This window comes from Curtobacterium sp. L3-7 (assembly GCF_048756585.1).
Taxonomy (GTDB): Bacteria; Actinomycetota; Actinomycetes; order Actinomycetales; family Microbacteriaceae; genus Curtobacterium.
The window spans coordinates 1028310-1054549 of record NZ_CP151474.1 but is presented as its reverse complement, the minus strand read 5'-3'; the positions used below and the strand labels follow the sequence as shown (position 1 = coordinate 1054549).

26 protein-coding genes are annotated in these 26240 nt (G+C 71.1%); 18 read left to right on the top strand and 8 right to left on the bottom strand.

The features are described from left to right. Position 1 precedes the first annotated feature (1 nt). The 5 genes from AAEP80_RS05350 to AAEP80_RS05330 all read right to left on the bottom strand — a co-directional run bounded on the left by AAEP80_RS05350 (position 2) and on the right by AAEP80_RS05330 (position 6101). Positions 2–1384, bottom strand: a complete 1383-nt coding sequence (locus AAEP80_RS05350) for an MFS transporter (protein WP_420366846.1) — start codon at positions 1382–1384, stop codon at positions 2–4. A gap of 61 nt (positions 1385–1445) precedes the next feature. After that, complete coding sequence (locus tag AAEP80_RS05345; RefSeq protein ID WP_281266675.1) at positions 1446–1709, bottom strand: hypothetical protein; 264 nt, start codon at positions 1707–1709, stop codon at positions 1446–1448. After that, complete coding sequence (locus tag AAEP80_RS05340) at positions 1706–2347, bottom strand: DUF308 domain-containing protein (RefSeq protein WP_420366250.1); 642 nt, start codon at positions 2345–2347, stop codon at positions 1706–1708. The genes AAEP80_RS05345 and AAEP80_RS05340 overlap by 4 nt, the downstream gene beginning before the upstream one ends. 133 nt (positions 2348–2480) lie before the next feature. After that, positions 2481–4367, bottom strand: a complete 1887-nt coding sequence (locus AAEP80_RS05335; RefSeq protein ID WP_420366249.1) for a lectin-like domain-containing protein — start codon at positions 4365–4367, stop codon at positions 2481–2483. Between the two features lie 96 nt (positions 4368–4463). Continuing rightward, positions 4464–6101 carry a glycoside hydrolase family 13 protein gene (locus tag AAEP80_RS05330; protein ID WP_420366248.1) on the bottom strand — a complete coding sequence of 546 codons (1638 nt, stop codon included), beginning with the start codon at positions 6099–6101 and terminating at the stop codon, positions 4464–4466. A gap of 108 nt (positions 6102–6209) precedes the next feature. Between AAEP80_RS05330 and AAEP80_RS05325 the strand changes: the two genes are divergently transcribed. The 5 genes from AAEP80_RS05325 to AAEP80_RS05305 all read left to right on the top strand — a co-directional run bounded on the left by AAEP80_RS05325 (position 6210) and on the right by AAEP80_RS05305 (position 10065). Further along, the gene (locus tag AAEP80_RS05325) at positions 6210–6767 is read left to right on the top strand and encodes an NADPH-dependent FMN reductase (protein WP_413600123.1); all 558 of its coding nucleotides are present in this window, start codon (positions 6210–6212) and stop codon (positions 6765–6767) included. A gap of 119 nt (positions 6768–6886) precedes the next feature. After that, on the top strand, positions 6887–7408 hold the full coding sequence (locus AAEP80_RS05320) for a MarR family winged helix-turn-helix transcriptional regulator (RefSeq protein WP_281266670.1): 522 nt from the start codon (positions 6887–6889) through the stop codon (positions 7406–7408). Between the two features lie 130 nt (positions 7409–7538). After that, positions 7539–8045 (top strand): Dps family protein, encoded by a 507-nt coding sequence (locus AAEP80_RS05315; RefSeq protein WP_281266669.1) that lies wholly within the window; start codon positions 7539–7541, stop codon positions 8043–8045. 13 nt (positions 8046–8058) lie between these two features. Then, on the top strand, positions 8059–8859 hold the full coding sequence (locus tag AAEP80_RS05310) for an SDR family NAD(P)-dependent oxidoreductase (RefSeq protein WP_420366247.1): 801 nt from the start codon (positions 8059–8061) through the stop codon (positions 8857–8859). A 12-nt stretch (positions 8860–8871) separates the two neighbouring features. Continuing rightward, complete coding sequence (locus tag AAEP80_RS05305; protein ID WP_420366246.1) at positions 8872–10065, top strand: NAD(P)/FAD-dependent oxidoreductase; 1194 nt, start codon at positions 8872–8874, stop codon at positions 10063–10065. A gap of 68 nt (positions 10066–10133) precedes the next feature. Here the strand turns inward: AAEP80_RS05305 and AAEP80_RS05300 are convergent, their stop codons facing one another. Beyond that, on the bottom strand, positions 10134–11216 hold the full coding sequence (locus AAEP80_RS05300; protein WP_420366245.1) for an alpha/beta fold hydrolase: 1083 nt from the start codon (positions 11214–11216) through the stop codon (positions 10134–10136). Between the two features lie 135 nt (positions 11217–11351). Here AAEP80_RS05300 and AAEP80_RS05295 point away from each other — a divergent pair, with 135 nt between their 5' ends. After that, a complete protein-coding gene (locus AAEP80_RS05295; RefSeq protein WP_420366244.1) occupies positions 11352–11921 on the top strand; it encodes a hypothetical protein in 570 nt (189 codons plus the stop codon). Between the two features lie 132 nt (positions 11922–12053). Then, a complete protein-coding gene (locus AAEP80_RS05290; RefSeq protein ID WP_420366243.1) occupies positions 12054–13766 on the top strand; it encodes an alkaline phosphatase family protein in 1713 nt (570 codons plus the stop codon). 3 nt (positions 13767–13769) lie between these two features. On the opposite strand, the gene AAEP80_RS05285 is transcribed toward AAEP80_RS05290, so the two are convergent. After that, the gene (locus AAEP80_RS05285) at positions 13770–14627 is read right to left on the bottom strand and encodes a DUF1206 domain-containing protein (RefSeq protein WP_281266663.1); all 858 of its coding nucleotides are present in this window, start codon (positions 14625–14627) and stop codon (positions 13770–13772) included. A 102-nt stretch (positions 14628–14729) separates the two neighbouring features. On the opposite strand from AAEP80_RS05285, the gene AAEP80_RS05280 reads away from it, so the two are divergent. From AAEP80_RS05280 to AAEP80_RS05260, 5 genes are all read left to right on the top strand, one after another. Beyond that, a complete protein-coding gene (locus AAEP80_RS05280; RefSeq protein WP_420366242.1) occupies positions 14730–16121 on the top strand; it encodes a sensor histidine kinase in 1392 nt (463 codons plus the stop codon). Then, positions 16118–16792 (top strand): response regulator, encoded by a 675-nt coding sequence (locus AAEP80_RS05275; RefSeq protein WP_413600132.1) that lies wholly within the window; start codon positions 16118–16120, stop codon positions 16790–16792. Before AAEP80_RS05280 ends, AAEP80_RS05275 begins: the two co-directional genes overlap by 4 nt. Positions 16793–16880: 88 nt before the next feature. Beyond that, positions 16881–17744 (top strand): hypothetical protein, encoded by an 864-nt coding sequence (locus AAEP80_RS05270; RefSeq protein WP_413600133.1) that lies wholly within the window; start codon positions 16881–16883, stop codon positions 17742–17744. Positions 17745–17886: 142 nt separating this feature from the next. Then, complete coding sequence (locus AAEP80_RS05265) at positions 17887–19704, top strand: glycoside hydrolase family 15 protein (RefSeq protein ID WP_420366241.1); 1818 nt, start codon at positions 17887–17889, stop codon at positions 19702–19704. Positions 19705–19714: 10 nt separating this feature from the next. Further along, positions 19715–20311: a DUF1992 domain-containing protein gene (locus AAEP80_RS05260; RefSeq protein WP_420366240.1), complete on the top strand. Its 597-nt coding sequence runs from the start codon at positions 19715–19717 to the stop codon at positions 20309–20311. A gap of 78 nt (positions 20312–20389) precedes the next feature. Here the strand turns inward: AAEP80_RS05260 and AAEP80_RS05255 are convergent, their stop codons facing one another. After that, positions 20390–21070, bottom strand: a complete 681-nt coding sequence (locus AAEP80_RS05255; protein WP_420366239.1) for a hypothetical protein — start codon at positions 21068–21070, stop codon at positions 20390–20392. Positions 21071–21270: 200 nt separating this feature from the next. Between AAEP80_RS05255 and AAEP80_RS05250 the strand changes: the two genes are divergently transcribed. From AAEP80_RS05250 to AAEP80_RS05225, 6 genes are all read left to right on the top strand, one after another. Beyond that, positions 21271–23670, top strand: a complete 2400-nt coding sequence (locus AAEP80_RS05250) for a phosphoketolase (protein ID WP_420366238.1) — start codon at positions 21271–21273, stop codon at positions 23668–23670. Positions 23671–23785: 115 nt separating this feature from the next. Further along, positions 23786–24004, top strand: coding sequence for a hypothetical protein (locus tag AAEP80_RS05245; RefSeq protein ID WP_420366237.1), 219 nt, complete (start codon positions 23786–23788; stop codon positions 24002–24004). Further along, entirely contained in the window at positions 23997–24197 is a 201-nt protein-coding gene (locus AAEP80_RS05240) for a hypothetical protein (protein ID WP_420366236.1), read from the top strand. Before AAEP80_RS05245 ends, AAEP80_RS05240 begins: the two co-directional genes overlap by 8 nt. Positions 24198–24225: 28 nt before the next feature. After that, positions 24226–24909: a fumarylacetoacetate hydrolase family protein gene (locus AAEP80_RS05235; RefSeq protein ID WP_420366235.1), complete on the top strand. Its 684-nt coding sequence runs from the start codon at positions 24226–24228 to the stop codon at positions 24907–24909. Positions 24910–25083: 174 nt separating this feature from the next. Continuing rightward, positions 25084–26031: a sugar phosphate isomerase/epimerase family protein gene (locus AAEP80_RS05230; RefSeq protein ID WP_420366234.1), complete on the top strand. Its 948-nt coding sequence runs from the start codon at positions 25084–25086 to the stop codon at positions 26029–26031. A gap of 10 nt (positions 26032–26041) precedes the next feature. After that, on the top strand, positions 26042–26221 hold the full coding sequence (locus tag AAEP80_RS05225; RefSeq protein WP_420366233.1) for a hypothetical protein: 180 nt from the start codon (positions 26042–26044) through the stop codon (positions 26219–26221). The last annotated feature ends 19 nt before the right edge of the window (positions 26222–26240 follow it).

Sequence of the window (26240 nt, the reverse complement as noted above, 5' to 3'; positions counted from 1 at the left end):
TTCAGCCCTCGAGCAGGTGGGCGATGCCCGACACCGACCGCCGCGCCGCAGCCGACGACGACACGAACCCGACGACGACGATGCCCGCACCGATGCCGACGACGATCCACCACATCGCGTGCGTGGCGACCGCGAACCCCGCACCGACGCTGGCGACCGCACTCGCGCCGGTGACGGTCCCCGCGAGGGCGACACCGAGCGACACCCCGGTCTGGCGGCTCGTCGAGGCGACGGCGGCCGCGGAGCCCGACTGCGCCCGTGGCATGCCCGAAACCGCGGTGTTCGTGATCGGGGCGTTCACCATGCCGAACCCGAGTCCGAAGAGCACGAACGCGGAGACGAGCACCCACATCGGGGTGTGCGCGTCGATCGTCGTGAGCACGACACCCGCGCCACCGATGCCGATCCCGGCGAGCACGAGCGGGACACGGGTACCCACCGATCCCACGAGTCGGCCGGACAGGGGCGAGGCGAGCATCGTCGCGACCGCCGCCGGCAGCGTCCACAGTCCGGCCTCGAACGGGGACATGCCCCTGACCTCCTGCAGGTAGAGCGCGTTCAGGAAGAGGAACGCGCCGTTCGCACCGAACGCGGCGATCGCGGTCAGCACCGCGGACGAGAACGGGATGCTCCGGAAGAACCGGACGTCGATGAGGGGCTCGGCGGTGCGCCGTTCGACCCCGACGAGTGCGACCAGGGCAGCAGCCGCGACGACGAAGAGCCCGAGGGCCGCCGGCGAGGTCCACCCCAGCCGCGGGCCCTCGATGAGTCCGCCCACCAGCGTCGCCAGGAGCACGATGACGAGCCCCTGCCCGAGCGGGTCGAGTCGACGCGGACGCGGGGCGCGGGACTCCGGGACGAACAGGAACGTCAGGACGATCGCGGCGATGCCGATCGGCACGTTGATCCAGAAGATCGCCCGCCACCCGACCGTGTCCGTCAGTGCTCCGCCGACGAGCGGCCCGACGCCCATCGAGACCCCGACGACGGCGCCCCACACCCCGACCGCCCGCGCACGCTCCTTGGCGTCGTCGAACGTGGCCGTGATGATCGACATCGCCACCGGGTTCATCATCGATCCGCCGACCGCCTGGACCATGCGGAACACCACGAGCCACCCGACCGTGGGTGCGAGCGAGCAGAGCAGCGACCCGACGCTGAACAGCGCGAGCCCGATCTGGAAGGTCCGGCGCCGCCCGATCCGGTCGGCGGTCGAGCCGGACAGCATGAGCAGGCTCGCGAGCACGAGCGTGTAGGCGTCGATCGTCCACTGCAGTCCGGAGATCGTGCTGTGGAGCTCGCGGCCGATCGACGGCAGCGCGACGTTCACCACGGTGGCGTCCATCGAGACGATGAACAGGCTCATGCAGCAGACCGCGAGGATCAGGTACCGGTGGCGGTACCGGCCGGGCAGGTCAGGAGCACCCTGCTCGGGTCGTCGGACCTCAGTGGAAGCCGTCGCCGTCTCCTTCACCCGGGGTCTTGTGCCCGCCGAGCATGTCGTTGTCGTCCTGGTCACTCGTCGACGCGAGCTGGAGCATCGCGAGGACCACCACGACCACGATGAACGCGATGCCGAGGAAGATCAGCGCGAGCGTGACCTCCCTCGTCGAGATGAGCACGACGAGCCCGGTGAACACCGCGATGATCGCGGAGATCCCGAGGAGCTCGACCGGGCGCAGGCGGTCACGACGGCTGGGGGTGGTCATGCGTGTGGAGCTCCGTTCGGGGACGCCGCTGGTGCAGTCGTCCCCCACTTGTGCGAGAGGCCGGCGATCGCGTGGAAGACCGCCGTGATGGCGAGGTACGCGCCGAGCAGGCCGACGAGGACGATCGACGCGTCGAGGACGCCGCTGACCTGCTCGATGCCGCCGAGCTGCTGCGAGTAGTCCGGCGGGGTCACGAGGAACCCGATCGCCAGCAGCAGGGTCAGCCCGCCGATCGTCATCCAGTCCCTGGCGAACGGCGAGGTGCGGCGAGCGCGGATGCCCTGGGTGAGCTCGAGTGCGCCGGTCAGGACGGCGAACGCCACGACGATCGTGATGAAGGCCGGCAGCCCGAGGCCGTTGCACGCGATCCCGGCGACGCCCGCGAGGACCGTGACGACGGCTTGGGCGACGGCGGTGCGCCGCGACCGGTCGTCATCGCGGAGTCGCGTGAGGCTGCCGACGCCGAGGACGACGCCCTCGACGACCGCGAACGCGCCGAACAGCAGCAGGCCGTACCCGGCCGCGTGGTTGGACGAGAAGGTGATGACGATGGCGACGATCGCAGCGGGGACGGCCCGGAGGATGGGGATCGGCCAGTACCGCGCGCGCTGGTGTGCGTCGGCGACGGAGTCGGACACGAGACCTCTTTCGGGCATGTGGATCGTTCGAACGATCCTACCGCCGACCGGGATGTGCCCCGTCCGTGTGGGCCGCACCCGAGCTGAGGATGCTCCGACCTGCGACGGGCCGGAGCACCCTCGGTTGCTCCGATCAGTCGCCGACGAAGTCCTCGTGGCGGTCGGCACGGAGGCGACGTCGTGCCACCCACCAGCAGCCCGCTCCTGCCGCCACCAGCACGCCCCCGATCGCCGCGACGATCCCGAGGTCGTCGGTGCCGGTGTAGGCCAGCGCACCGCCGCGTGGGTTCGAGGTCCCACCCCGGTCGGCGGCGGGAGCGGTCGAGCGCTCCGGCACGCTCGCGGCGGGAGCGCTCGGCCCCGGCGGCACCGAGGCATCGTCCGGAGCGTCGGGATCCACCACCTCGATCGCGACACCGGGCGAGGGATCTCCGCCGTCGGGGTCGGTCGGCGAGGCAGCGGTCGCCACGTTCACGACGTCCGAGCCGTCACCGCGGTAGTCCTCGCCGAGCAACGCCCGGAACCGGAAGGCCCGTTCCTCGCCCGGCGCGAGGTCCGTCCCGTCGCCACAGGTCACCCGCTGTCCGGCCGCGGCGCAGGCGTCCCCGGAATCGACGAACACGAGCGCCGCCGGCAGGTCGTCGACGACGGAGACGTCCCTGGCGGTCGCCGGCCCGCGGTTCCGTGCGACGACCTGGTACTCGACGTGGTCACCAGGACGGACCCCGGTCGCGGGTTCGACGGACTTGTCCGTCTCGAGCTGCGCCGACGCGGTCACGACCGCGGTCGCTCGCGAGGTGTTGTCGGTCTCGTCCGCGTCCGCCAGGTGCGGCGCCGTCGCGATCGTCGCGACGCTCACCAGCTCACCCGTGGCACCGGGATCGAGGGCGCCCTCGATCGTGACGGTCGCCGATGCTCCGCGGTCGAGCGCGAGGTCCACGCCGACGTCGCCGGTCCCGTCGGCCGCGGAGCACCCGCCACCGTCCGAGGCCGCACACGCCCACGTCACGTCGTGCAGTGCGTCCGGGACGTCCACCGTCAACGGACTCGGGTCCGATGCGTTCCGGCCGACGTTCGACGCGGTGACCGAGTACCGGACGTGTTCCCCGGCGGCCACGGGCGGGAGGTCGTGCTCGACGCGGAGGTCCGCCGGCTGCCGGACGCTGAGCGAGTCGATCTCGTGCACGTTGACGTGGGCACCGGTCGCCCCCGCGAAGCCCAGCCGCAGCGTGGGCGGGAGCGCCGCCTGGCCTGCGCCGTGCAGCGGGACGCCGTCGAGGACCGTCCGCATGCCCCCGCCGGCTTCGAGCTGCACGCTGACGGCGAGCTCGCCGTCGTCGCCCGGCAGCAGCTGCACCCGGACGGTGCGCGTCGTCGGACCGTCGGTCTCGACCCGGCCGGGCGCGACGGCGTTGGCGACGAACCGGTAGCCGTCCGTCCCGTCACCGGAGCCGCGGACCACGACGGCGTCCGGTGTGACCCCCGGACCACTGTCGTTGATCGGCAGCGAGAAGTTGCCGTACCGGTCGAGCGCGATCGCCGCGAACCCGCCCGGGATGCCCGCGGTGTCGCACGGCCCCTGGCCCTGCGTGCTCTCGGGACGGCAGGCGTACCCGAGCGCTGCCCCGGTCCCGCCGATGCCCGGCTCGGCCGCGCCGTCGGCGAGGTACAGGAGCAGGCCGTCCGCACCGGCGCGCGGGTCGTCCGAGTACATCGCGTACTCGAACTCGATGTCGAGCCCGAGCGTCGAGGGGAACGTGTCAGTGGTCGACCACGAGCCGGCCTGTCCGCGGGAGTCGTCCGTCAGGCGGAGTCGCCCGTCGACGATCCGCGCATCGCCGCTCAGGACACCGCCCTGGCCGGTGTCGAACGCGTTGTCGTAGGGGAACGTGAGGTCGTCGGCGGATGCGGACGGGGTCTGCAGCGCGGGGATCGCCAGGACCGCGAGGGCGGCCAGCGACACGGCGACGGCGAGCACCCGGCGGGCTGCTCGCGGCGGTGTGTGGATGCGTTCTGTCATGCCCCGATCGTCGCGATCGGGGCGCGACCGAGCGGCGGTGGTGGGACGATCCGTGGATCGCAGCCACGAGCCTCCCGGGTGTGGAGGAGCCGCTGCCTACGAGAGCCAGACCGTCGTCTCGCCCGGCAGCACGCCGTCACCCAGCGGTCCCGATGCCACCTCCACATGCCCGGCCGGGAGCGGCACCGGGTCGGTGCCGAAGTTCGTGACCGAGCGCCACCCGTCGTGCCGCGCGAACGCGACGACCGCGGCTGGCGCGTCCAGCCACGTGAGCGACTCACCCGACTGCAGTCGGCGCCTGGCAGCGAGCGCCGCCCGGTAGAGCGACAGCGTCGAGGTCGGGTCGCCGTCCTCCGCCGAGACCGAGCACGCGCCGAAGTCCGCCGGCTGGGGCAGGAAGGGTGCCACGTCGCCGAACCCGAACGACGGCCCCGACTCGGTCCACGGGATCGGCACGCGGCAGCCGTCCCGGCCCTTGACGGTGTGCCCAGACCGGACCCACTTCGGGTCCTGCAGCAGGTCGCGGGGGATCGCCGCGGCCTCGTGCAGCCCGAGCTCCTCGCCCTGGTAGACGTACGACGATCCCGGGAGCGCGAGCTGAAGCAACGACGCCGCACGCGCACGTCGGAGCCCCCGGTCACGGTCGGGAGCCGGCGAGACCCCGTCGGTCATCAGCCAGGCGTCCGTGTCGGTGCCGGCGGGGAGTGCGTACCGCGTCGCGTGCCGCACCACGTCGTGGTTCGAGAGCACCCACGTGCTCGACGCCCCCGACTGCTCGGACATGGCGAGGTTCCGCTCGATGACCTGCCGGAACGCCGATGCGTCGAACGGCGACTCGAGCAGGTCGAAGTTGAACGCCTGCCCGAGCTCCGTCGGCCGGGCGTACAGGACCCGTCGAGGCGCAGGGGCCCAGGCCTCGGCGACGGCTGCGCGCGGTGGGTCGTACTCGTCGAGGACGTGCCGCCAGGCGGCGAAGATCTCGTGCACCTCGTCGCGGTCGTACAGCGGGTCGGACCCGTCGAGCGGCAGGTCGTGCTCGTTCGAGGGGCGGTACGGCGTCGACAGGTCCTTCGCGAGCCCGTGCGCGACGTCCACGCGGAACCCGTCGACCCCGCGGTCGGACCAGAAGCGGAGCGTGTCCTCGAAGTCCGCACGCACCGCCGGGTTCGACCAGTCGAGGTCGGGCTGCTCCGGGGCGAACAGGTGCAGGTACCACTGGCCGTCGGGCACGCGGGTCCATGCACTGCCGCCGAAGTTCGACACCCAGTCGCTCGGCGGGAGCTCCCCGGCGTCACCGGTGCCGTCCCGGAACACGTACCGCGCCCGTTCGGGTGATCCCGGTTCGGCGGCGAGCGCGGCCTCGAACCACGCGTGTTCGGACGACGTGTGGTTCGGTACCACGTCCACGATCACCCGGATGTCGTGCGCGTGTGCCGCACGGACCAGGGCATCGAAGTCGTCGAGCGTGCCGAGCCGAGGATCGACGTCGCGGTAGTCGGCGACGTCGTACCCGCCGTCGGCGAGCGGGGACGGGAAGAACGGCGACAGCCAGATCGCGTCGACACCGAGTCCCGCCAGGTACGGCACCCGGCTCGTGATGCCGGCGACGTCCCCGAGTCCGTCGGCGTCCGAGTCGGCGAAGCTCCGTGGGTAGACCTGGTAGACGACGGCGTCGCGCCACCAGTCCGCGTCGGGGGTCGCAGGGGTGCTGTCGGGCGTCCTGGGGTCGGTCACCCCGCCACCGTACCGACGACGCCCAGTTCGGGAATAGCGCTGCGTGCGAACGTATTGGTTGTCTCTGACACCTTTCCGTCCCAGAACCACGAGCACAGAAGGATCCCCATGACGAACGTCGTCGTCCTCGTCGGCAGCCTCCGCGCCGACTCCATCAACCGCAAGCTCGCCGAAGCAGCGATCCACCACGCGCCGGAGGGCATCACCCCCACCGTCCACGAGGGCATCGTCGACCTGCCGTTCTACAACGAGGACATCGACGGGGACACCCCGCCCGCTTCCGCCGTCGCCTTCCGCAAGGCCCTCGCCGACGCCGACGGCGTGCTGCTCGTGACGCCCGAGTACAACGGCACCCTCCCCGCGGTGCTGAAGAACGCGATCGACTGGGCATCGCGTCCGTTCGGCGCCTCCCCGATCTCCGGCAAGCCCGTGGCGGTCATCGGTTCCGCCTTCGGCCAGTACGGCGGCGTCTGGGCGCACGACGACGCCCGCAAGGCCGCCGGCATCGCCGGTGCCAAGGTCCTCGAGGACGTCAAGGTCGCCATCCCGCAGTCGGTCGTCCGCTTCGCGGAGACCCACCCGCGCGAGGACGACGAGGTCACCCAGCTCGTGCAGGGCGCGCTGACCGCGCTCGCCGAGGCGACCGCGGAGCCCGCCGCCGCGTAGGGACCGTACCCCCAGGACGGACGGGAGGCTCGTGGCGGATCCGCCACGGGCCTCCCGTCCGTTCCGGGGTACGGAAGCCGCTAGACCGTCTAGCAACGAGACGGGTTACCCTGAACCCCATGTCCACGCAGGAGATCACGGAAGCATCCGGATACTGGTTCCCGGATGACGACGCGACCCAACGCGGCGTCGCGGTCCTCAACGCCCTGCGTCGCTACCGGGCCGCCGAGACCGCGATGCGACGGCGTACCCGCGACTCGATGGGCATGGGCGAGACGGACCTGCTCGCCGTCCGCTACCTCCTGCAGGCGCAGCGGTCCGGCCGCAAGGTCAGTCCGAAGGACCTCGCCGCCTACCTGAAGATCTCCTCGGCGTCGACGACGATCCTCATCGACCGCCTGGTGCGGAGCAACCACGTCCGGCGCGAGCCACACCCCACCGACCGACGCGCGCTCGTGATCACCCCCACGACCGAGACCGACGACGAGGTCCGCGCGACGCTCGGTGTGATGCACCGTCGGATGATGTCCATCGCCGAGGGCCTGCCGCCAGCCGACGCCCGTGTCGTGGCGGTGTTCCTCGAGCAGATGCGCGACGCCGTCGACCAGATCGACCCCGCTGCGACGACGCCTGGGCACTGACCGGGGCGTCCGGCCTGTCCGCTGAGCGCGGCGGGGGGACACGACCCTCCCCGTGCACTGTGAAACGACTCCGACGCACCGCGTAGACCGGAACGGTCACCAACCGCGAACACTGCTGAAGGAGCCGATCATGCACGCATCGGAAAAGATGGCCGCCAACCTGCAGGCCGTCCTCGTCGACCTCATCGACCTGCACGTCCAGGGCAAGCAGGCCCACTGGAACATCCTCGGCACGAACTTCCGCGACCTGCACCTGCAGCTCGACGAGATCGTCGACGCCGCACGCGAGTTCGCCGACGACACCGCGGAGCGCATGCGTGCGCTCTACGCCGTGCCGGACGGCCGCTCGAGCACGGTCGCGGCGACGAGCCACCTCGACCAGTTCCCCGAGGGCGAGATCACCACGCACGACGCGATCGACCAGGTCACGCTGCGTCTCTACCAGGCCACCGGGACCATGCGCGACGTGCACGACGAGGTCGACGACGAGGACCCGACGACCGCGGACCTGCTGCACGGCTTCATCGAGCGCCTCGAGCAGCTCGCGTGGATGGTCAGCGCCGAGAACCGCGCGCCGAGCACCCCGCTCGCGAGCGCGACGACGCCCGCGGTCGCCGACGCCTCGGCCCACGCGTAGCGCGGACCACCACGTGGACCTCGGGATCCAGGGCAAGACCGCGCTCGTCTTCGGCGCGGACTCCGGCATCGGCTGGAACACCGCTCGCATCCTCCTCGCCGAGGGTGCGACGGTGGTCGTCAGCGACCTCGACCAGTCGCAGCTGGACAACTCGGCCGACCAGCTCGAAGCGCCGTACGGCAAGCTCCACGCGTTCGCCGCTGACGTGACCAGCGCGTCGAGCCTCGCGGACCTGCACACCAGGGTCCGCGAGGCCGTCGGCGAGATCGACATCCTCGTGCAGTCCTCCGGCGTCACCGGCGCTCAGGGGCTCTTCCACGAGATCGACGAGGACGGCTGGACGTCGACGCTCGACGTCGACCTGATGGGGCCGGTGCGGATCACCCGCGAGTTCATCGGAGACCTGCGGAACGGCGGGTGGGGTCGCATCGTGTACCTCGTGTCCGAGGACGCGTCGCAGCCGTACGACGACGAGCTGCCGTACTGCGCCGCCAAGGCCGGGGTGCTCTCGTTCGCGAAGGGGCTCTCGCGCAGCTACGCGACAGAGGGCCTGCTCGTGAACACCGTCTCCCCTGCCTTCATCCACACGCCGATGACCGACGCGATGATGAAACGGCGCGCCGAACAGCTCGGGACCACCTTCGACGAGGCGATCACGAGCTTCCTCGACGAGGAGCGTCCGTACATGGAGCTCAAGCGCCGCGGCGAGCCGGAAGAGGTCGCCAACGTGATCGCGTTCCTGTGCTCCGACCTCGCGAGCTTCGTCAACGGCGCCAACTACCGGGTCGACTCCGGCTCGGTCGCCACCATCTAGGAGGACGCACACATGACCGACTACCGCTACCTCATCGTCGGCGGCGGGATGGTCGCCGACTCGGCGGCACGGGGCATCCGGGAGATCGATGCCGACGGCTCGATCGGCATCATCAGCGAGGACGTCGACCGACCGTACGCCCGGCCGGCCCTGTCGAAGAAACTCTGGACCGACCCGGACTTCAGCTGGGACGACAAGGTCGACCTGCACACGGAGGAGACGGGCGCGGAGTTCGTGCTCGGGACCGTGGTGACGTCGATCGACCGAGACGGCAAGACCGTGACGACCGCCGACGGCAGCACGTTCGGCTACGAGCAGCTGCTCATCGCCACCGGTGGACACCCCCGCGGGCTCCCCGGACTCGAGCCGTCCGACCGCGTCCTCGACTACCGCAGTGCCGCCGACTACCGGAAGCTCCGCGGGTTCGCCGATGCGGGAGCCCACGTGGTCGTCGTGGGTGGCGGCTACATCGGCACCGAGATCGCGTCGGGCGTCGTGCAGAACGGTGCCCGCGTCACGCTCGTCGACCCGGACGAGGTCGTCGGCGGGAACATGTTCCCCGAGGCGCTCGCCGCCGCGTTCCAGCAGCGGTTCGTGGACCACGGCGTGGAACTCCGGCTCGGCCGACGTGTCGCATCCGGCGCCGAACACGACGACGGCGTGACGCTCACCCTCGACGACGGCTCGGTCATCGAGGCGGACGCGGTCGTCGCCGGTCTCGGCATCGAGCCCGCGACCGAGCTCGCCGCAGCAGCCGGTCTCACCGTGAACGACGGCATCGTGGTGTCCTCCACGCTCGTCACGGACGACCCGGCGGTGTTCGCCGCCGGTGACGTCGCCGAGTACCCGGACCGGATCCTCGGTACCCGCCGCGTCGAGCACGTCGACAACGCGCAGCAGCAGGGACGACAGGCGGGGCGGAACCTCGCCGACGCCGACGAGACATACGACCACACGCCGATGTTCTACTCCGACGTCTTCGACGTCGGGTACGAGGCGGTCGGCCAGGTCACGACGTCCCTCCGGACCGTCGAGGACTGGCAGGAACCGAACACCACCGGCGTCGTCTACTACCTCGACGACGATGAGCTCGTCCGCGGCGTCCTGCTCTGGAACGTGTGGGACAAGACCGACGAGGCCCGGAAGGTCCTCGCCGAGGCGCACGCGCTCACGCCCGACATGCTGCCTGGCCGCATCACGCCCTGATCGCGGGCGACATGGAGGCCCGGTGCCGGTCCGTCGGACCGGCACCGGGCCTCCAGTGCGTCGCGTCGCTAGCCGGCCTTGCGCTGGCTGTGCTCGTCCAGTTCCGGGGCAGCCGCGTCGACGACCGCTGCGCGGTCCTCCGGCGCCACCGGGGCGTCTGCCTCGTCCGCCATCGCGACGGCGTGGGCAGACTTGCCGGCCTCGAGGACCTCGTCGTCGCCCTTCGCCATCCCGAACAGCTCCAGGAACCGCGCCTTCACGACGAGCCAGGCGTCCCCCGGGCTGAGCCGAGCGAGGTCCGACGCGGTCGAGTCGTCCCGCACGCGCTGCAACGACGACACCCCGCGATCGGGCAGGTCCCCGCGGACGTGCGCCACGGCGAGCGCCGCGACGGCGTCGGCCTGCGCGTGCATCACCGAGTGCGCGCCGTCGACGACCTCGCGGAGGACGGCGTACGGGAACACCCTGGCCAGCCGGCGGATCCAGTCGCGGGGCACGAGGGCGTCGTGCTCGCCGCGGACGATGAGCGTGCGCGCCCGCACCTGCGGGGCGCGGTCCTCGATCCGGAACGCGACCATCTTCGGCAGCACCTTCCGGAACCAGTGCCAGCCGCAGAGCGCGTACGCGGTCACGGCGTGCCAGCGGACCGCCGCCGGCTCGTGCACGGCGGACCGCACGAAGCGGACCGCCGATTCGCTGATGGTCCTGGCGTTCGAGTCCATCACCGGGCTGATCAGGACCAGGTCGCTGATCTGCGGGCGGCGCGCGGCGACCTCGGTGACGATCTGCGTGCCCATCGAGTGGCCGACGAGGACCGGGTCCTGGAGCCCGAGTTCGTCGAGGACGCGCTCGACGGCGTCGGCGTACCGCTCGATCGACACCGCGCCGCGGAACTTCGGGACGCCGGCGAACCCGGGCAGGTCGAGGGCGTGCACGGGTCCGAACTCGTTGAGGTTCGGGGCGAGCCGTTCGTAGTAGGTCGACGCGATGCCGAGGCCGGCGACGAGCACGAAGGGACGGACCCCGGTGTCGCCGATGGAGCTGACGCGGACGTTCGTGCCGTCGACCTCGATCCGGTCGACCTTGACCACGACGTCGGCGTTCTCCGCGTGCTCCAGCTGGTCGGCGTGGCGCGGGGTCTCGTCGTTCACTGGTCTCTCCTCGTGGGTCGGGCAGTCGCCCAGGCTACCCCGGCAGTTCCCCGTCCGCGGGACATCGGCCCCGGCGTTGTCCACAGCATCCGGTTCCGAGCGCCACGGTGGCTCGCCAGCTGTGAGCGTTGCGTGATGATCCGACCGCTGCACGCCTGGGGAGACGAGAGTATCCGCTCGCACGGCCTCGACGGCCCCGCCTACCTGCTCGGCGCATCGATCGTCGACTCCGCCGATGCGGACGCGGTGCGCGATCGGCTGCGTTCCCTCCGGGGTGCCGACGGACGAAAACTCCACTGGTACGAGCTCGACCGGCGGCACCGAGCACGGGTGGTCGACGTGGTCACGACCCTCGCGGCATCGCACGTCGTCGTCATCGCGCGTCCGATGGACCTGCCGAAGCAGGAACGGGCTCGTTCCGCATGTCTGGAGCGGCTCGTGTGGGAGCTCGCCGGCCGAGCTGCGTCGCTGCTGACGTTGGAAGCCCGACCGACCGCGCTGATGGCCAGGGACCGACGCGCCGTGGACACGCTGCGGATACGAGGAGTACTGCCACCCACCATGCGCGTGGAACACGGACATCCGTCCGACGAACCGCTCCTGTGGCTGCCGGACCAAGTGCTCGGGATGGTCGGGGCGTGTGTCGCGGGCGGATCCAGTCTGCCCGAGCCGTTGGACGTCGACGTCGTGGAGATCAAGCCGTGACAGCGCGAAAGCCGGGTCCCATCAAAGGACGGGGAGCACCGGCTTCTACTTCTGCACCCTCAACGAAGGCGAGCATCAGCAGTATATCACGGGGCCGTTGCGCGCGGGGGTGGGCTGCGCAACACTGCCGTCATGTCGCCAGACGAGCAGCACTCACGCCGGGCGTTCCTCCGCCGAGCGGGCATCGGTGCCGCCGGTGCCGCCGTCGGTGCGGGTGCCGTCGGCGCGTCGGCGGCGTACGACCGGCACGTCCAGGACGAGCGGTACGGGTTCACCCCGCTGCCGGAACGTCGTGAACCCGGCTTCGACCACGTCGTCGTCCTGATGTTCGAGAACCGGAGCTTCGACCACGTGCTCGGCCGGCTGTACACCGACGACGAGCTCGGCGACGGGCAGTCGTTCGAGGGGCTGCAGTCCGGGACGTACGCGAACACCGCCCCAGACGGCACCGTCGTCCCCGCACACGTCTACGAGGGGTCGACCGACGACGTCATGTCGCAGCCGGACCCCGACCCAGGCGAGTTCTACCCACATGTCAACACGCAGTGGTTCGGTGTGGTCGATCCGGCGTCCAACGAGCGACCCGAGCAGCACGGGTACGCGGCACCGTACAACGCGCCGTCGGACACGAGTGCCCCGCCGATGTCGGGCTTCGTCCACGACTACGTCGTCAACTACCGCATCGAACGCGGCCGGGAGCCCACGGTCGCCGAGTACTCGCGCGTGATGGGCGGCTTCTCGCCCGAGATGCTGCCGGTGTTCTCGACGCTCGCGAAGTCCTTCGCGGTGTACGACCACTGGCACTGCGCGGTCCCCTCACAGACGTTCTGCAACCGGTCGTTCTTCCACGCCAGCACGTCGCACGGATTCGTCACGAACACCCGGGACGGCGGTCCGCAGAAGTGGCTCGACGCCCCGGACGTGCCGACGATCTTCAACCGGCTCGAGGACGCGGGGAAGACCTGGCGCGTGTACTTCGACGCCGAGCAGGTCGTCTCCCTGACGGGGTTCCTGCACGCGCCGTCGATCGAGCGGTACTGGAAGACGAACTTCCGCAGCATGGAGCAGTTCCACGCGGACGCGGCGAACGGCGACCTGCCCGACTACGCGTTCGTCGAGCCTCGGATGGTGTTCGACCACAACGACATGCACCCGCCGCAGAACCGGCCGAAGGTCGTCGAGGTCCCGGGCGAGGAGCCGTTCGACAGCGCGATGTCCGACGTCCGGGCCGCGGAGGCCCTGCTCGCCGAGGTCTACGGTGCGGTTCGCGGCGGCCGGTCGACGCGGGGCTCGAACGCGGTCAACACCGCACTCGTGGTCACGTTCGACGAGCACGGCGGCATCTACGACCACGTCCCGCCGCCGGGGGCCGTCCCGCCGTCGGGGAAGCCGGACCCCGGTGAGATGGGGTTCACCTTCGACCGGCTCGGTGGCCGTGTACCGACGTTCGTCGTGTCCGCGTACACGGAGCCAGGGACGATCGTGAACGACCCGATGCACCACGCCGCGATCGTGCACACGCTGACGCAGCAGCACGGGCTCGAGCCGGTCACGCACCGGGACGCCGGCGCCCGCGGCATCCAGAACGTCCTGAACCGGAAGGTCCCCCGGCAGCCGCAGCTCTGGCCGGACGTCGCGAAGCCGTACGTCCCGCGGAACCCGGAGCGTTCGCGGACGGGACCGGGCGACCGGGAGCGCCGACGGCCGTTGACCGCACCGGGCAAGGGGTTGCTCGGGCTGCTGCTGGCGAAGTACGAGCCGGACGCGCCGGAGCCGGAGACGTTCGGCGATGCCCACGACGTGCTCACGAAGCACGGCTTGGGCTTGTTCGGCGACCGCGACTGACGATCAGAGCTTCGCGTACTTCGCGCGGAAGAAGCTGTAGACGCCGAACGCCAGGAACCCGATCCCGATCGCGATCAGGACGAACACCCCGCCGGGCATCCGGTGCAGGGCGTCGAAGGCCCCGTCGAGCCCGGTCGCCTGGTCGGGGTCGCTCCGGAAGGCGGCGACGGCGACGAGCACGCCGACGATGACGACCGCGACGCCCTTCGCGACGTAGCCGACCACGGCGACGACGGTCAGGGGCCGCTCGACGGACTTCGGCGGGGTGACGAGCTGCTTCCGGTACGAGCGGCGGATGCCGATGACGACGAGGCCGATCCCGATCGCGATGGCGATCGCGGCGACGAGCAGCAGCAGGAACACCCCGCCGGGTGTCGCCAACGCCTGCGCGGCGGCGCTCTTCGTCGACCCGGACGAGCTCTTGCCGGCGCCGAGCGCGTACGACCCGGCCGAGTACCCGATGACGCCGTAGACGACGGCCTTGCCGATGTTCTTCGCCCGGTTCAGCCAGGCCCGGGTGGTGTCCGTGCGGCCGCCGATGACCGCCTCGAGCACAAGGCGGAGGCACAAGGCCGCGGTGCCGACCGCGACGATCCAGAGCAGCACGACGCCGCCGGGGACGGCGGCGAGCTGCGCCAGTGCTCCCGACTGGTCGGTCTCGCCGGACTGCGACCCCTGCGAGCCGCTCCCCGCCGCGGCGTCGCCGATCCCGAGCAGGATCGCCAGGTACCCGATGAGCAGGTGCACGACACCGCTCCCGACGAACCCGCCGCGCGCCAGCAGCTCGAACCAGCGGCTGTCGGCGGCGCGTCTCGCCTGTCGTCCGGTCTCACGGGCAGCGTGCTCGGCGGTGTCGCTCATGCCAACGACACTGCCCGTCGGCGCTGGACGTGTCCGGCAGACGAGCGGACACGTCGCCGCGTCGTCGTCGGCGGACGACATGCGACGACTAGCGTGGCGGGCGTGCAGAGACGACGGGTGTCGAGCAACGCGGCGTCGACCGCCGACGGCACGGTCGTGGTCGTCCGCGCCGATCCACGCCGCCGGCCGCGTCGCGCTGATGTCCCGTGGCGACGTGTCCTGACCGGCGTCGTCGTCGCCGCGGTGGTCGGCGGGCTGCTCGTCGCGACGGCCGGGACCCTGGTCTCGCAGCGGATCGCCGAGTGGCTCGCGGTGCGGAACGCGACCACGGACACCGCGACGCTCGCTCGCGCGGTCATCGAACCGGCACTGGACGACGCGATCGCCGACGAGACGGCGGACGCCGCCGAACGGACGGCCGCACGGGACCGGCTGGCCACCGCGGTGGACCACGCGCTCCCCGGTGACACGGCGGTGCGGGTGAAGGTCTGGGACCGGGACGGCACGATCCTCTGGTCGGACGAGCCGCGCTTGGTCGGCGAGCGCTTCACGCTGTCGGGCGACGACCTCGACGCGCTGCTCACCGACGAGTCGGACGCCGAGGTGTCCGACCTCGACGAGCCCGAGAACCGGTACGAACGCGGCGATGGACCGTTGCTGGAGGCCTACCAGGCGGTGCACACCCCGTCGGGCCGTCCGCTGCTGTTCGAGGTCTACTACCGCTACGACGACGTCCTGGCGAGCGCCACTCGTCTGCGCTCCGCCTTCGCCGGGCTGGCGTTCGGGACGGTCGGAGTCGTCCTGGTGCTCCTCGTGCCGGTGCTGCTCTGGCTGCTCGTCCGGATCCGGGACGGCCAGCGCGAACGGGAGCGGTTGCTCGTCCGTGCCCTCGACGCCCAGGCCGAGGAACGCCGGCGGCTCGCCGCGGAACTGCACGACGGCGCCGTGCAGGACGTCGCCGGTCTGGCAATGTCCCTCGGAGCGGCCGGGGACCCGGCTCTCCGCGAGGCCGCCGGCACCCTGCGAGGCGCCGTCTCCTCGCTGCGCTCGTCGCTCTCCGCGATCCGACCGGCAGCGCCGGAACAGGACGGCCTCGGCAGGGCGCTCGACGATGCCTGCGCCCGAGCCAAGAGCGTCGGGCTCGAGACCGTCCTCCGGGTACCCGACCCGGTCACGGCGAGCCCGGCCGCGCTGCACGCGGTCGTGCGATTCGTGCGCGAAGCCGTCGCGAACACGGTCGTGCACGCCCGGGCGACGACGGTCAGGGTGACGATCACGTCGACCCCCGTCGAGTTGGTCGTCGCGGTCTCGGACGACGGCGTCGGGTTCGAGGCGGACAGCGTCCTCGCGCAGCAGCGGGACGGCCACCTCGGCACCACGATCCTGCGGCAGCACGCGATAGACGTCGGCGGATCGCTGACCCTCCGGACCGCCCCGGGTGCGGGCACGACATGGGAGCTCCGCGTCCCGACGGACACCGAGGCGATCGCATGAGGGTCATGGTCGTCGACGACCACGCGCTCGTCCGCAGTGGTCTCCGCGCAGTGCTCGGCATGACGGACGACTGCACGGTCGTCGGCGAGGCCGGAACGGGCGAGGAGGCGCTCGACCTCGCCGCCGAGGTCGCGCCGGACGTCGTCGTGATGGACCTGTCGATGCCGGGCATCGGCGGGGTCGCCGCGACCGCGGAACTCCGCGCGCGGTTCCCGGGGCTCCGGGTGCTCGTGCTGACGACCTTCGCCGACGACGATCGCGTCCGCGCTGCACTTTCGGCGGGTGCGACGGGGTACCTGCTGAAGGACGCGGCCCCCGACGACGTCGTGCGAGCGGTCCGTGCGGCAGGGCGCGACGAGGTGCCGATCGATCCGCGGGTGGCCCGCTCGCTCCTCCCGCGCATGCGCGACGCCGACACGAGCGACGTCGGCCCCAGCGACAGGAACACCAGCACGAGCAACCCGCGCACGAGCGCCTCGGGCCCCGACATCCCGCCACGGGAACGCGACGTCCTCGTCCTCGTCGCCCGTGGCATGTCGAACAAGCAGATCGGAACGGCCCTCGGCATCGCGGAACGCACCGTCAAGGCCCACCTCGGCAACGTGTTCCGACGGATCGGCGTCACCGACCGGACGAGCGCCGCGCTCTGGGCCCGCGACCACGGGTACTAGCCCGAAGGTCCGATGGCGCCGCGGACAGGCGCACCGCAGGATCGACAGCGTGGGCGACGGTCGCCCGCACTGCCCCCTGGAGGTCCCCATGTCCACCGCACCCTCCCGTCGTGTCGCCGGCATCGCCGCCGCCGTCGCAGCGGTCACGATCGCCGCCGTCGCCCTGGTGGGCGTCGCGCCCGCCAGCGCGTCCGGCAAGACGTCGACCGGCGGCGACTACGCCGTCACGATCAACGGCACCACCACGAACCCGGCGAGCGGCAAGGACTTCAAGGCGAAGGACCTCGCGGTCTCCGGCACGATCAAGGTCCGCGGGATCCACAACGGGTTCGACATCCGCGTCGCCGACCTCGGCGTGTACGACTACACGCTCACCGGCGCCCCGGACACGCAGCGCATGGTGACGAAGCCGACCGTGGTGTTCGCCTCGAAGATCCCCTCGCTGACCGCGGCGCAGCTGTCCGGCACGAAGCTGTCCCAGCTCGAGGTGCGCGACGACACCCTCACCGCGATCTTCGCCACGGGTGCCGGGAAGTTCAAGATCCAGGCGAAGGACGGCGCACAGGGCGGCATCTTCCAGATGGAGACCGAGTTCGCCGGCCCCGTCACCTTCACGCACACGCTCGGCGCCGGCCTGTTCTACTTCACCAACCCGTACACCGGCAAGATCAACTTCGGTGACGGCACCCCGGCCGTCACCTCGGGCTCGGGCTCGCACCAGATGCTCCTCGGCAAGGACTCGCCGCAGGTCGCGACGAAGACCTCGCAGACCGCGACGACGACCACGTGGACGGTCCAGCCCGGTGGTCGCCTCGGTGGCGTCCTGGGCGAGGACGCGGTCGAACTGAGCGCCGGTGCGACGAACTGCACCAGCCAGTGCCAGGCACAGAACCAGATCCGCGGATCGCTGCCGGTCCCGCCGGACCCGGTGGACCCGACCCCGCTCGGCTGAGCGGACACGTCCGGTCTCGACCCGGCGACGGACGGGAGGCTCGGTGCCAGCTGGCACCGAGCCTCCCGTCGTCCTGGCCGCTGCGCGCAGCCGGGGTACGGCCGGAGCGGCTCGCCTCAGGCACCGCGGGCAGCATGGATGCATGTCGCAACGCACCCGAGACACCCCCGACGTCGACGAGACCGCGGAGCGGACCGACGGGTACGCCCCGCTCCGGTCCTACGCGGCGATCGGGGACGGCCGCACCGTGGCGCTCATCGCCCGGGACGGCCGGATCGACTGGCTTCCGATCCCGTCGATGGACTCGCCCCCCGTGTTCGCGAGCATCCTCGACGCCGAGGACGGCGGCCACCTCGCGCTGCGCCCGGTCGACCTCGACGCGCACGTGGAGCGCGAGTACCTCCCGGGGACGAACGTCCTCGTCACGACGTGGACGACCGACACCGGTCGCTGCACCGTGACCGACGCGATGGTCACCGGTGTCGCTGGACGCCTGCCGTGGGCCGAGATCGGGCGCTGCGTGCAGGGCGTCGAGGGGACGGTGGAGCTCGAGTGGGCCGTGGTCCCCGGCACGCTGCTGAACACCGCGGAACCGAAGCGACTGGACACCGTCAACGGCTCGGTGATCGGCGTCGACGGCGTGACGATCGCGATCGTCGAGAAGGGCTTCGACCCGGTGCACGAAGACGGCCCACGCTTCTCCGGTCGGTTCAGCACCGCCGAGGGCTCCAAGCACATCCTGACGATCGTCGGCACGCTCGACGAACCGATCTTCCTGCCGGAACCCGAGCTGACCATGCAGGGCATCAACCGGACCATCGAGAACTGGTCGACCTGGTCGAAGGAGTTCAACTACGACGGTCCGTGGGCGGACGCCGTGCAGCGGAGTGCCCTCGCGCTGAAGCTCCTGATCTTCTCCCCGACCGGAGCGATCGCCGCTGCGCCGACGACGAGCCTCCCCGAGGACCGGACCGGCGGGAAGAACTGGGACTACCGGTTCGCCTGGGTCCGCGACCTGTCGTACACCGTGCACGCGCTGGATCGGTTCGGGCTGCGGGAGGAGACCCACGCCGCGGTGTCGTGGGTGATGCGCACGATCGCGAAGCACGACGACGGCATGCCGATCTTCTACACGCTCGAGGGCGAGGTCAGCGACGAGGTAGAAGAGCGCGACGTCCCGGGGTGGAACGGCATCGGACCGGTGACCGAGGGCAACCGGGCCTCTGGCCAGATGCAGCTCGGCGTCTGGGGCGACGTCTTCGAGATCATGCGGCAGTACGTCCGGCAGGGCAACGTCCTCGACCGCAAGACCGCTGCGGTGCTCGAGGGACTCGCCGACGACGCGTGCAAGCAGTGGGAGAAGCCGGACGCGGGCATGTGGGAGCTCGAGGACACCCAGCACTACACGACGAGCAAGATCGGGTGCTGGCAGGCGCTCGATGCGGCCATCGAACTGCACGAGAAGGGGCAGATCGGCGGCACCAGGGACATCTGGGAGAAGAACCGCGGGCTCATCGCGGACTGGGTCGCCGAGCACGGGTGGAACGAGGAACTCGGCCACTACGTGATGCACCCGGACACCGATGCCCTCGACGCCTCGATCCTCATCCACGCGATGTCGGGGTTCGACCGCGGTCCCCGGATGGCCGCGACGATCGAGGCGATCCAGGCGCAACTGCAGCACGGACCGCTCGTGTACCGGTACTCCGGACTGGAGGACGAGGAGTCCCCGTTCGTCGCGTGCTCGTTCTGGCTCGCCTCGGCGCTCGCGTGCACCGGCCGGGTCGACGACGCGACCGCGCTCATGGACGAGATGGTGGACCAGGCGAACGACGTCGGACTGTTCAGCGAGATGCTCAGCGCGGTGGACGGCGACTTCATGGGCAACCTGCCGCAGGGCCTGTCCCACCTCGCGCTCATCCAGGCGGCCTTGACGATCGAGGAGTTGTCAGGCGCATGATGGTCTGACGATGAACGACGTCGACGCACGGATGGACCGGCTCAGGAGGGCCGCCCGCTACCGGTACCAGCAGCTCGTGGAGAGCGAGATCGAGCGGGGCTCCCTCGATCCGGACGAGGTGCGTGAGGAACGGCGGCTGCTCAAGGCGGCAGACGTCGCCGCGCACGCGAGGGCCCAGATCGAGGAGGCCGAACGCCGCGGGGTGTTCGAGGGCAACCCGTACCACGGCAAGCCCCTGCCGGGGAACGACGGGCAGCACGATCCGGACTGGTGGATCAAGTCGAAGATCGAACGCGAGGACATCCGTGGGATCGCCCCGCCTGCCCTCGCGCTCCGCACCGAGGACGCCGAGCTCGACGACGCCCTCGACGCGCTCTCGGTGGAGTCCGACGTGCGCGATGTCCTCGTGGACTTCAACGCCCGCGTGAAGGAGGCCCGTCGGCAACTCCTCGGCGGGCCACCGGTCGTGACGCCGCTCCGGGACGTGGACGCCGAGATCCAGCAGTGGGCGGAGCGACGGGAGGCCCGTCTCGCGTCCGCAGCGCAGGCTGCGGAACAGCTGCGGCTCGAGTCCCGGCCACGGCGCTGGTGGCGCCGGCGCGGCTGAGCCGACCGAAGCCTCCCGTCCGCAACGCCAGAAGGCGCCGCTCCGTCCGGAGCGGCGCCTTCTGGCGTTCTGTCGTACTTACTTGATCTTGGCGGTGATGGTGGCGGTGCCGACGAGGAGGCCGCTCTTGACGGCGTCGGTCTTGAAGGTGCTGTTGAGCAGCTTCGCGGCGTCCGCGGAGACGTGGACGGTGGTGCCGGTGAGGATCGCGTTGTCACCCTCGAGCTGCAGGGGCTTGAGGGTCCCGCCGTGCAGGCTGAACAGGTACGCGTTCGCTGCGGCGACCTGCCCGTTGACCAGGACGTCACCGTAGAGCTTGGACGAGCCCGGGTTCACCACGAAGTTCTCCAGCGTGACGGTCGTGTCCCCGGCCTTCAGGGTCAGACCGGAGTCGTCGTGGTTCAGCAGGCCCTGCACGTACGGACGGTACTTCCCGTCCGGGGACCAGTAGGTGACCGAGCCGGAGGTGATCGGGAACGACACGGCGCCGTCGGCGAGCTTGGCGTTGCCGGACACACCCGGGGTCAGCTTCAGCGCGGTGAGCGCGTCGGTGAAGCCGGAGTCCAGGGCGACGGAGGTGTCGCCACCGAGGACCTCGGGAACCGACGCGACCGGTGCGGGGATCTTCGACGACGACGATGCGACCGTGTGGATCGCGGGGGTCGACGCGTTCGCGGCGGAGACACCGAACGCGGCACCGCCGAGGACGAGGGCACCGGTCGTGGCGAGGGTGATGGTGGTCTTGAGGGACTTGCGCATGAGGGTTGATCCTTTGCTGTGGTGGGCTCCTCCGGCACGCTCCTGTGCGTACGCCGGCTGTGTGTTTGCAGATCGCCGGCCGAATTTGACCGGAGAGCGCCCTGGGCATTTGCCCTGTGCAGATGATTCGGCACCCCTCCGGGATCGGATTGGACGAGTTTCTTGGTCCCTTCCGGTGGGGCGGTCCGTACCGTGGAGGAATGGCGACAGAGCAACTGCAGAGCACGGAACGCATCCGGGCGATCGACGCGTGGTGGCGGGCCGCGAACTACCTGACCGTCGGGCAGATCTACCTGATGGACAACCCGCTGCTGTCCCGTCCGATCGAGCCAGAGGACGTCAAGCCACGCCTGCTCGGGCACTGGGGCACCTCGCCGGCGCTCAACCTCGTCTACGCGCACTGCAACGCGCTCATCGCGTCGTCGGACCGGCAGATGCTCTACGTGTGCGGCCCCGGGCACGGCGGACCGGCGATGAACGCGAACGCCTGGCTCGACGGCACCTGGCAGGAGCTGTACCCGGGCACGACGTTGCAGCAGTTCTTCCGGCAGTTCTCGTTCCCCGGCGGCATCCCGTCGCACGCCGCGCCGGAGACCCCTGGGTCGATCAACGAAGGCGGCGAGCTCGGCTACTCCCTGGCGCACGCGTACGGAGCGGCCCTCGACAACCCGGACCTCGTCGTCACGTGCGTGGTCGGGGACGGCGAGGCGGAGACCGGTCCGCTCGCCGGGTCCTGGCAGGCGCACACGTTCATCGACCCGGTCGCCGACGGTGCCGTGCTGCCGATCCTCAACCTGAACGGGTGGAAGATCGCGAACCCGACGGTCCTCGCCCGCATCCCCGGCGAAGACCTGACCGCGTACTTCCGCGGGCTCGGGTACGACCCGATCGTCGTGGACTCCGCCCGCGTCGACGACGACCCCTTCGCGGTGCACGCCCTGTTCGACGGGGCACTGCGCCGGGCCCTCGCGACGATCGACGACATCCAGGCCGCCGCGCGTGGACAGGCAGCACGCGCGGCGGCCGGTGAGATGGCCGGCGCTGCGGACCTCCGACCGCGCTGGCCGATGATCATCCTCCGGACGCCGAAGGGGTGGACCGGGCCGAAGGAGGTGGACGGACAGAAGGTCGAGGGCACGTTCCGCGCGCACCAGGTCCCGCTGCCCGCCGTCCGCACCGACGACGGGCACCGGGCCCAGCTGCAGGAGTGGATGGAGTCCTACCGTCCCGACGAACTGCTCTCCGAAACCGGCGACGGCATCGGACTGCTCGAGGCGATCCGTCCGTCCGGCGACCTGCGGATGAGCGCGACCCCGCACGCCAACGGCGGGCGCATCCGGACCGCTCTCGACCGTCCGCCCGTGACCGACTTCGGGGTGCCGGCCGGATCCCCGGCGTCCTCCACCAGCACCCTCGGACCGTGGGTCGCGGCCCTGACGGCTCGGAACCCGTCGTCGTTCCGCCTGTTCGGGCCGGACGAGACGATCTCGAACAAGCTCGACGCGGTCTTCGACGTGACGAACCGCGTCTGGCGTGCCGGCAACGGCCCGGACGACGAACACCTCGCGCCCACCGGCCGGGTGGTCGAGATCCTGTCCGAGCACCTGCTCGAGGGGATGCTCGAGGGCTACGTCCTGTCCGGGCGGCACGGCATCCTGAACACGTACGAGGCGTTCGCGCACATCATCGACTCGATGGCCGGGCAGTACACGAAGTGGCTGGAGTCCTCGGCGGAGATCGACTGGCGCGCGCCGGTGTCGAACCTCACGATCCTGCTGTCGTCGCACGTCTGGCGCCAGGACCACAACGGGTTCTCACACCAGGACCCCGGGTTCCTCGACGTCGTCGCGTCGAAGCAGCAGGACCTCGTCCGGATCAAGCTCCCCGCCGACGCCAACACGCTGCTCGCCGTCGCCGCGCACGCGATGGAGACGACCGACCGCATCGAGGTCATCGTCGCGGGGAAGCACCAGGAGCCGGTGTTCCTGTCGATCGACGACGCCGTCGCGCACGCCGCCGCCGGGTCGGGCGTCTGGGACTGGGCCGGGACCGAGGAGGCGATCGGGCACGCGGACGTCGTGCTCGTCTCCGCCGGTGACGTCCCGACCGTGGAGACCGTCGCCGCGGCCGACCTCATCCGCCAGCACGCCCCCGACGTCGGCGTGCGGGTCGTGAACGTCGTCGACCTGCTGTCGCTCGGCGATCCGCGGAAGCACACGCACGCCGTGTCGGACGAACGCTACGACGAGCTCTTCCTCCCCGGCACGCCCGCGGTGTTCGCGTTCCACGGGTACCCGGCGCTCGTGCACCAGCTCACCTACCGCCGACACGGGCACGACGACCTGCACGTGCACGGGTTCCTCGAGCGGGGCACCACGACGTCCCCGTTCGACATGCTGATCCGGAACGAGATGGACCGGTTCGCGCTCGCGCACGACGCCTTGACGCGGGTGGCGGACGGGTCCGACCGGTTCGCGCCGCTGCTGGCGCGGCTGACCGAGGCCCGGGACGCGGCACGCGCACACGCCTACACGAAGGGCGAGGACCACCCGTCCGTCGCCGACTGGCACTTCTCGGGGTGGCCGCAGGACGACGCCTGACCTCCGGATCACGTGGACGAGCGCACTCGTCGCGGTGGTGAGCGCCTGCGGGGCGCTCGCTTCGCTGGCCGTCACCATGCGAGAAGGTCGAGCGCTCCGGCGAAATACGGAGTTCTTGGCACACCGCGACCAGTGGTGGAAGCGTTGGTCGTGGGTCGTCGACCGCGCAGTCTCGGCCGACGAGCACGACCAGACGGCGGCCGCGATCATGGCAACCGCGCTGACCAGTAGACGGTGGACGACACCAGACGACGAGTACATGTTCGACGCCGTCCGCGTGGCAATGCCGTGGATGGAACCGAGAAAGGACGACGATGATCTCCAAGATGAGTGACGCCGAGTTCAAGTGGCGTCTGGACATGGCCGAGATGTGCATCCCCAATCTGCTTGACGACCCGCACTACGGGCCGATCATGCGCCGGAAGGGCAGGGACGTCGAACTCGCGGAACTCCGTGCCGAGTGGCGGGAGCGACAGGAGCGGGCCCGGGCGCGCAAGCTCAAGTACGAGGCGTCGTTCGCCGACTGACCACCGGGCGCCGTGCCACGCTGGGAGGGTGTCCGACCTCGTGATCCCGGCCCCGCCCGTCCCCACCGTCCCGACGTCGACCGGCGAGCGCTTCCCGGTGCGGCGGGTGTTCTGCGTCGGGAGGAACTACGCCGCACACGCCCGCGAGATGGGCCACGACCCGGACCGCGAGCCGCCGTTCTTCTTCACGAAGCCGGCCGACGCGATCGTGGTCGACGGCGCCGACACCCCGTACCCGACGATGACCGGGCAGCTGGAGCACGAGGTCGAACTCGTGGCGGCAATCGGCATCGGCGGAGCGGACGTCCCCGTCGAGTCCGCGCTCGACCACGTCTGGGGCTACGCCGTCGGGCTCGACCTGACCCGGCGCGACCTCCAGGCGGAGGCGAAACGACTCGGGCGCCCGTGGGACCTCGCGAAGGGGTTCGACGCATCCGCGCCGATCGGCGTGCTCGTCCCGGCAGCGACGGTGGACCCGACCCGCGGCTCGATCGCACTCGACGTCGACGGCGCACCGCGGCAGCACGGCGACCTCGCCGACCAGATCTGGTCCGTCGCCGAGGTCATCGCGACACTCTCCCGGTTCGTGACACTCGCGCCGGGCGACCTCGTGATGACGGGCACCCCTGACGGCGTCGGGGCGATCGACCGCCGCGCCGTGCTCCGGGGGACGATCGACGGCATCGGGACGGTGTCGACCTGCATCGTCTGACGACGGTCGCGTTTCGTGCACGTCACGGCGACCTGGGAGCACTCGGAGCCGCGGAGCGTATCACTGTCGGTGACGCCGTGTCGGGAACCGGCGTCGTGGTTCTCATCGACAGGGACAGCGGGACCGAGCACGGTCAGGACGGCCCCCGCGCGCCCGGAGACGGAAGGTGGCGACGTGATCGAACACGACCTGCTCGCGACGTCCTGGACGTGGGACGGCGACGAGCCCATCGACGAACGGGTCCGTGCGGTCGGTGACGCCGGGTTCGCCGGCATCTCCCTCGCGCTGGACGACCTGCACGAGGTCCGCGCCACCATCGGCTTCGCCACGCTCCGACGCATGCTCGACGACGCCGGCATCGTGTGGATCCAGCTCGGCACGCTCGGCAACTGGTGGACCTGCACGAGCCGCACCACCGGCGAGGACGCCGACCGCGGGGTCCTCCTCGAGGCGGCGGCATCCCTCCGCGCGTGGCAGGTGGTGGCGCGCGCGGACGTCACGCTCCCCGGCGTCTCCCCCGCGGCGATGCTCGACGACTGGGTGGTGCTCGCGACCCAGGCCGAGAGCGTCGGCGCGCAGCTCGTGCTCGAACCGGAACCGTGGTCGAACCTGCCGACGGTCGAGCGGGCATCCCGCTTCGTCGCGGCCGCCGGACACCAGAACAGCGGCCTGCTGCTCGACGCGATGCACGCGCTGCGCGGTGGCTCCACGCTCGCGTCGATCCGGCAGGGCATCGCCCCGTCGACCCTGGCCGCGGTCGAGCTCAGCGACGGACTGCTCTCCACCCCGAGCGGGATGACGCTCGCGGACGAGTCGCGCGACGGCCGGTACCTCCCGGGCGCTGGCGCCTGGGACATCCCCGGGTTCATCCGCGTCGCTCGGGAACTCGGGTACGACGACCCGTGGGGTGTCGAGGTCAGGACCCCTGCGCACCGAGCGCTCCCCATCGCCGACGCGCTGCGGACGGCTGCCGCAGCGACCCGGGCGGTGCTGGACGCCGCCGATGCGTACGGCGCCCCGGCCGCGCCCGCGATGCCGACGACTCCTGCCCCGACCTCGGCGGTCGACTACGAGCCGCAGCACCGTCCGCGTCGGGAGACCGGTTCAGGGACGCCCGCGTAACGTCGCCGGCATGAGCGATCAGGCACCCCACGCGGACGAAGCACTCCTGCGCGAGTCGCAGCAGGCGATCGACGACGCCAAGGCCGCAGCGGCCGACGTCGTCGAGCCGGACGAGGACGAACTCGTCGACGAGGGTCTGCCGCTCGCGGACGACGCCGAGCCGGCCGACGGCCCCGCTCCGGCGGCCTGACCGACCCCGGCGGCCCGGG

Bases quoted from the DNA above. Each gene is read 5' to 3' on its own strand.
- AAEP80_RS05345 (WP_281266675.1), bottom strand. From the start codon at position 1,709: ATGACCACCCCCAGCCGTCGTGACCGCCTGCGCCCGGTCGAGCTCCTC.
- AAEP80_RS05335 (WP_420366249.1), bottom strand. From the start codon at position 4,367: ATGACAGAACGCATCCACACACCGCCGCGAGCAGCCCGCCGGGTGCTC.
- AAEP80_RS05325 (WP_413600123.1), top strand. From the start codon at position 6,210: ATGACGAACGTCGTCGTCCTCGTCGGCAGCCTCCGCGCCGACTCCATC.
- AAEP80_RS05320 (WP_281266670.1), top strand. From the start codon at position 6,887: ATGTCCACGCAGGAGATCACGGAAGCATCCGGATACTGGTTCCCGGAT.
- AAEP80_RS05315 (WP_281266669.1), top strand. From the start codon at position 7,539: ATGCACGCATCGGAAAAGATGGCCGCCAACCTGCAGGCCGTCCTCGTC.
- AAEP80_RS05305 (WP_420366246.1), top strand. From the start codon at position 8,872: ATGACCGACTACCGCTACCTCATCGTCGGCGGCGGGATGGTCGCCGAC.
- AAEP80_RS05295 (WP_420366244.1), top strand. From the start codon at position 11,352: ATGATCCGACCGCTGCACGCCTGGGGAGACGAGAGTATCCGCTCGCAC.
- AAEP80_RS05290 (WP_420366243.1), top strand. From the start codon at position 12,054: ATGTCGCCAGACGAGCAGCACTCACGCCGGGCGTTCCTCCGCCGAGCG.
- AAEP80_RS05285 (WP_281266663.1), bottom strand. From the start codon at position 14,627: ATGAGCGACACCGCCGAGCACGCTGCCCGTGAGACCGGACGACAGGCG.
- AAEP80_RS05275 (WP_413600132.1), top strand. From the start codon at position 16,118: ATGAGGGTCATGGTCGTCGACGACCACGCGCTCGTCCGCAGTGGTCTC.
- AAEP80_RS05270 (WP_413600133.1), top strand. From the start codon at position 16,881: ATGTCCACCGCACCCTCCCGTCGTGTCGCCGGCATCGCCGCCGCCGTC.
- AAEP80_RS05265 (WP_420366241.1), top strand. From the start codon at position 17,887: ATGTCGCAACGCACCCGAGACACCCCCGACGTCGACGAGACCGCGGAG.
- AAEP80_RS05260 (WP_420366240.1), top strand. From the start codon at position 19,715: ATGAACGACGTCGACGCACGGATGGACCGGCTCAGGAGGGCCGCCCGC.
- AAEP80_RS05255 (WP_420366239.1), bottom strand. From the start codon at position 21,070: ATGCGCAAGTCCCTCAAGACCACCATCACCCTCGCCACGACCGGTGCC.
- AAEP80_RS05250 (WP_420366238.1), top strand. From the start codon at position 21,271: ATGGCGACAGAGCAACTGCAGAGCACGGAACGCATCCGGGCGATCGAC.
- AAEP80_RS05240 (WP_420366236.1), top strand. From the start codon at position 23,997: ATGAGTGACGCCGAGTTCAAGTGGCGTCTGGACATGGCCGAGATGTGC.
- AAEP80_RS05225 (WP_420366233.1), top strand. From the start codon at position 26,042: ATGAGCGATCAGGCACCCCACGCGGACGAAGCACTCCTGCGCGAGTCG.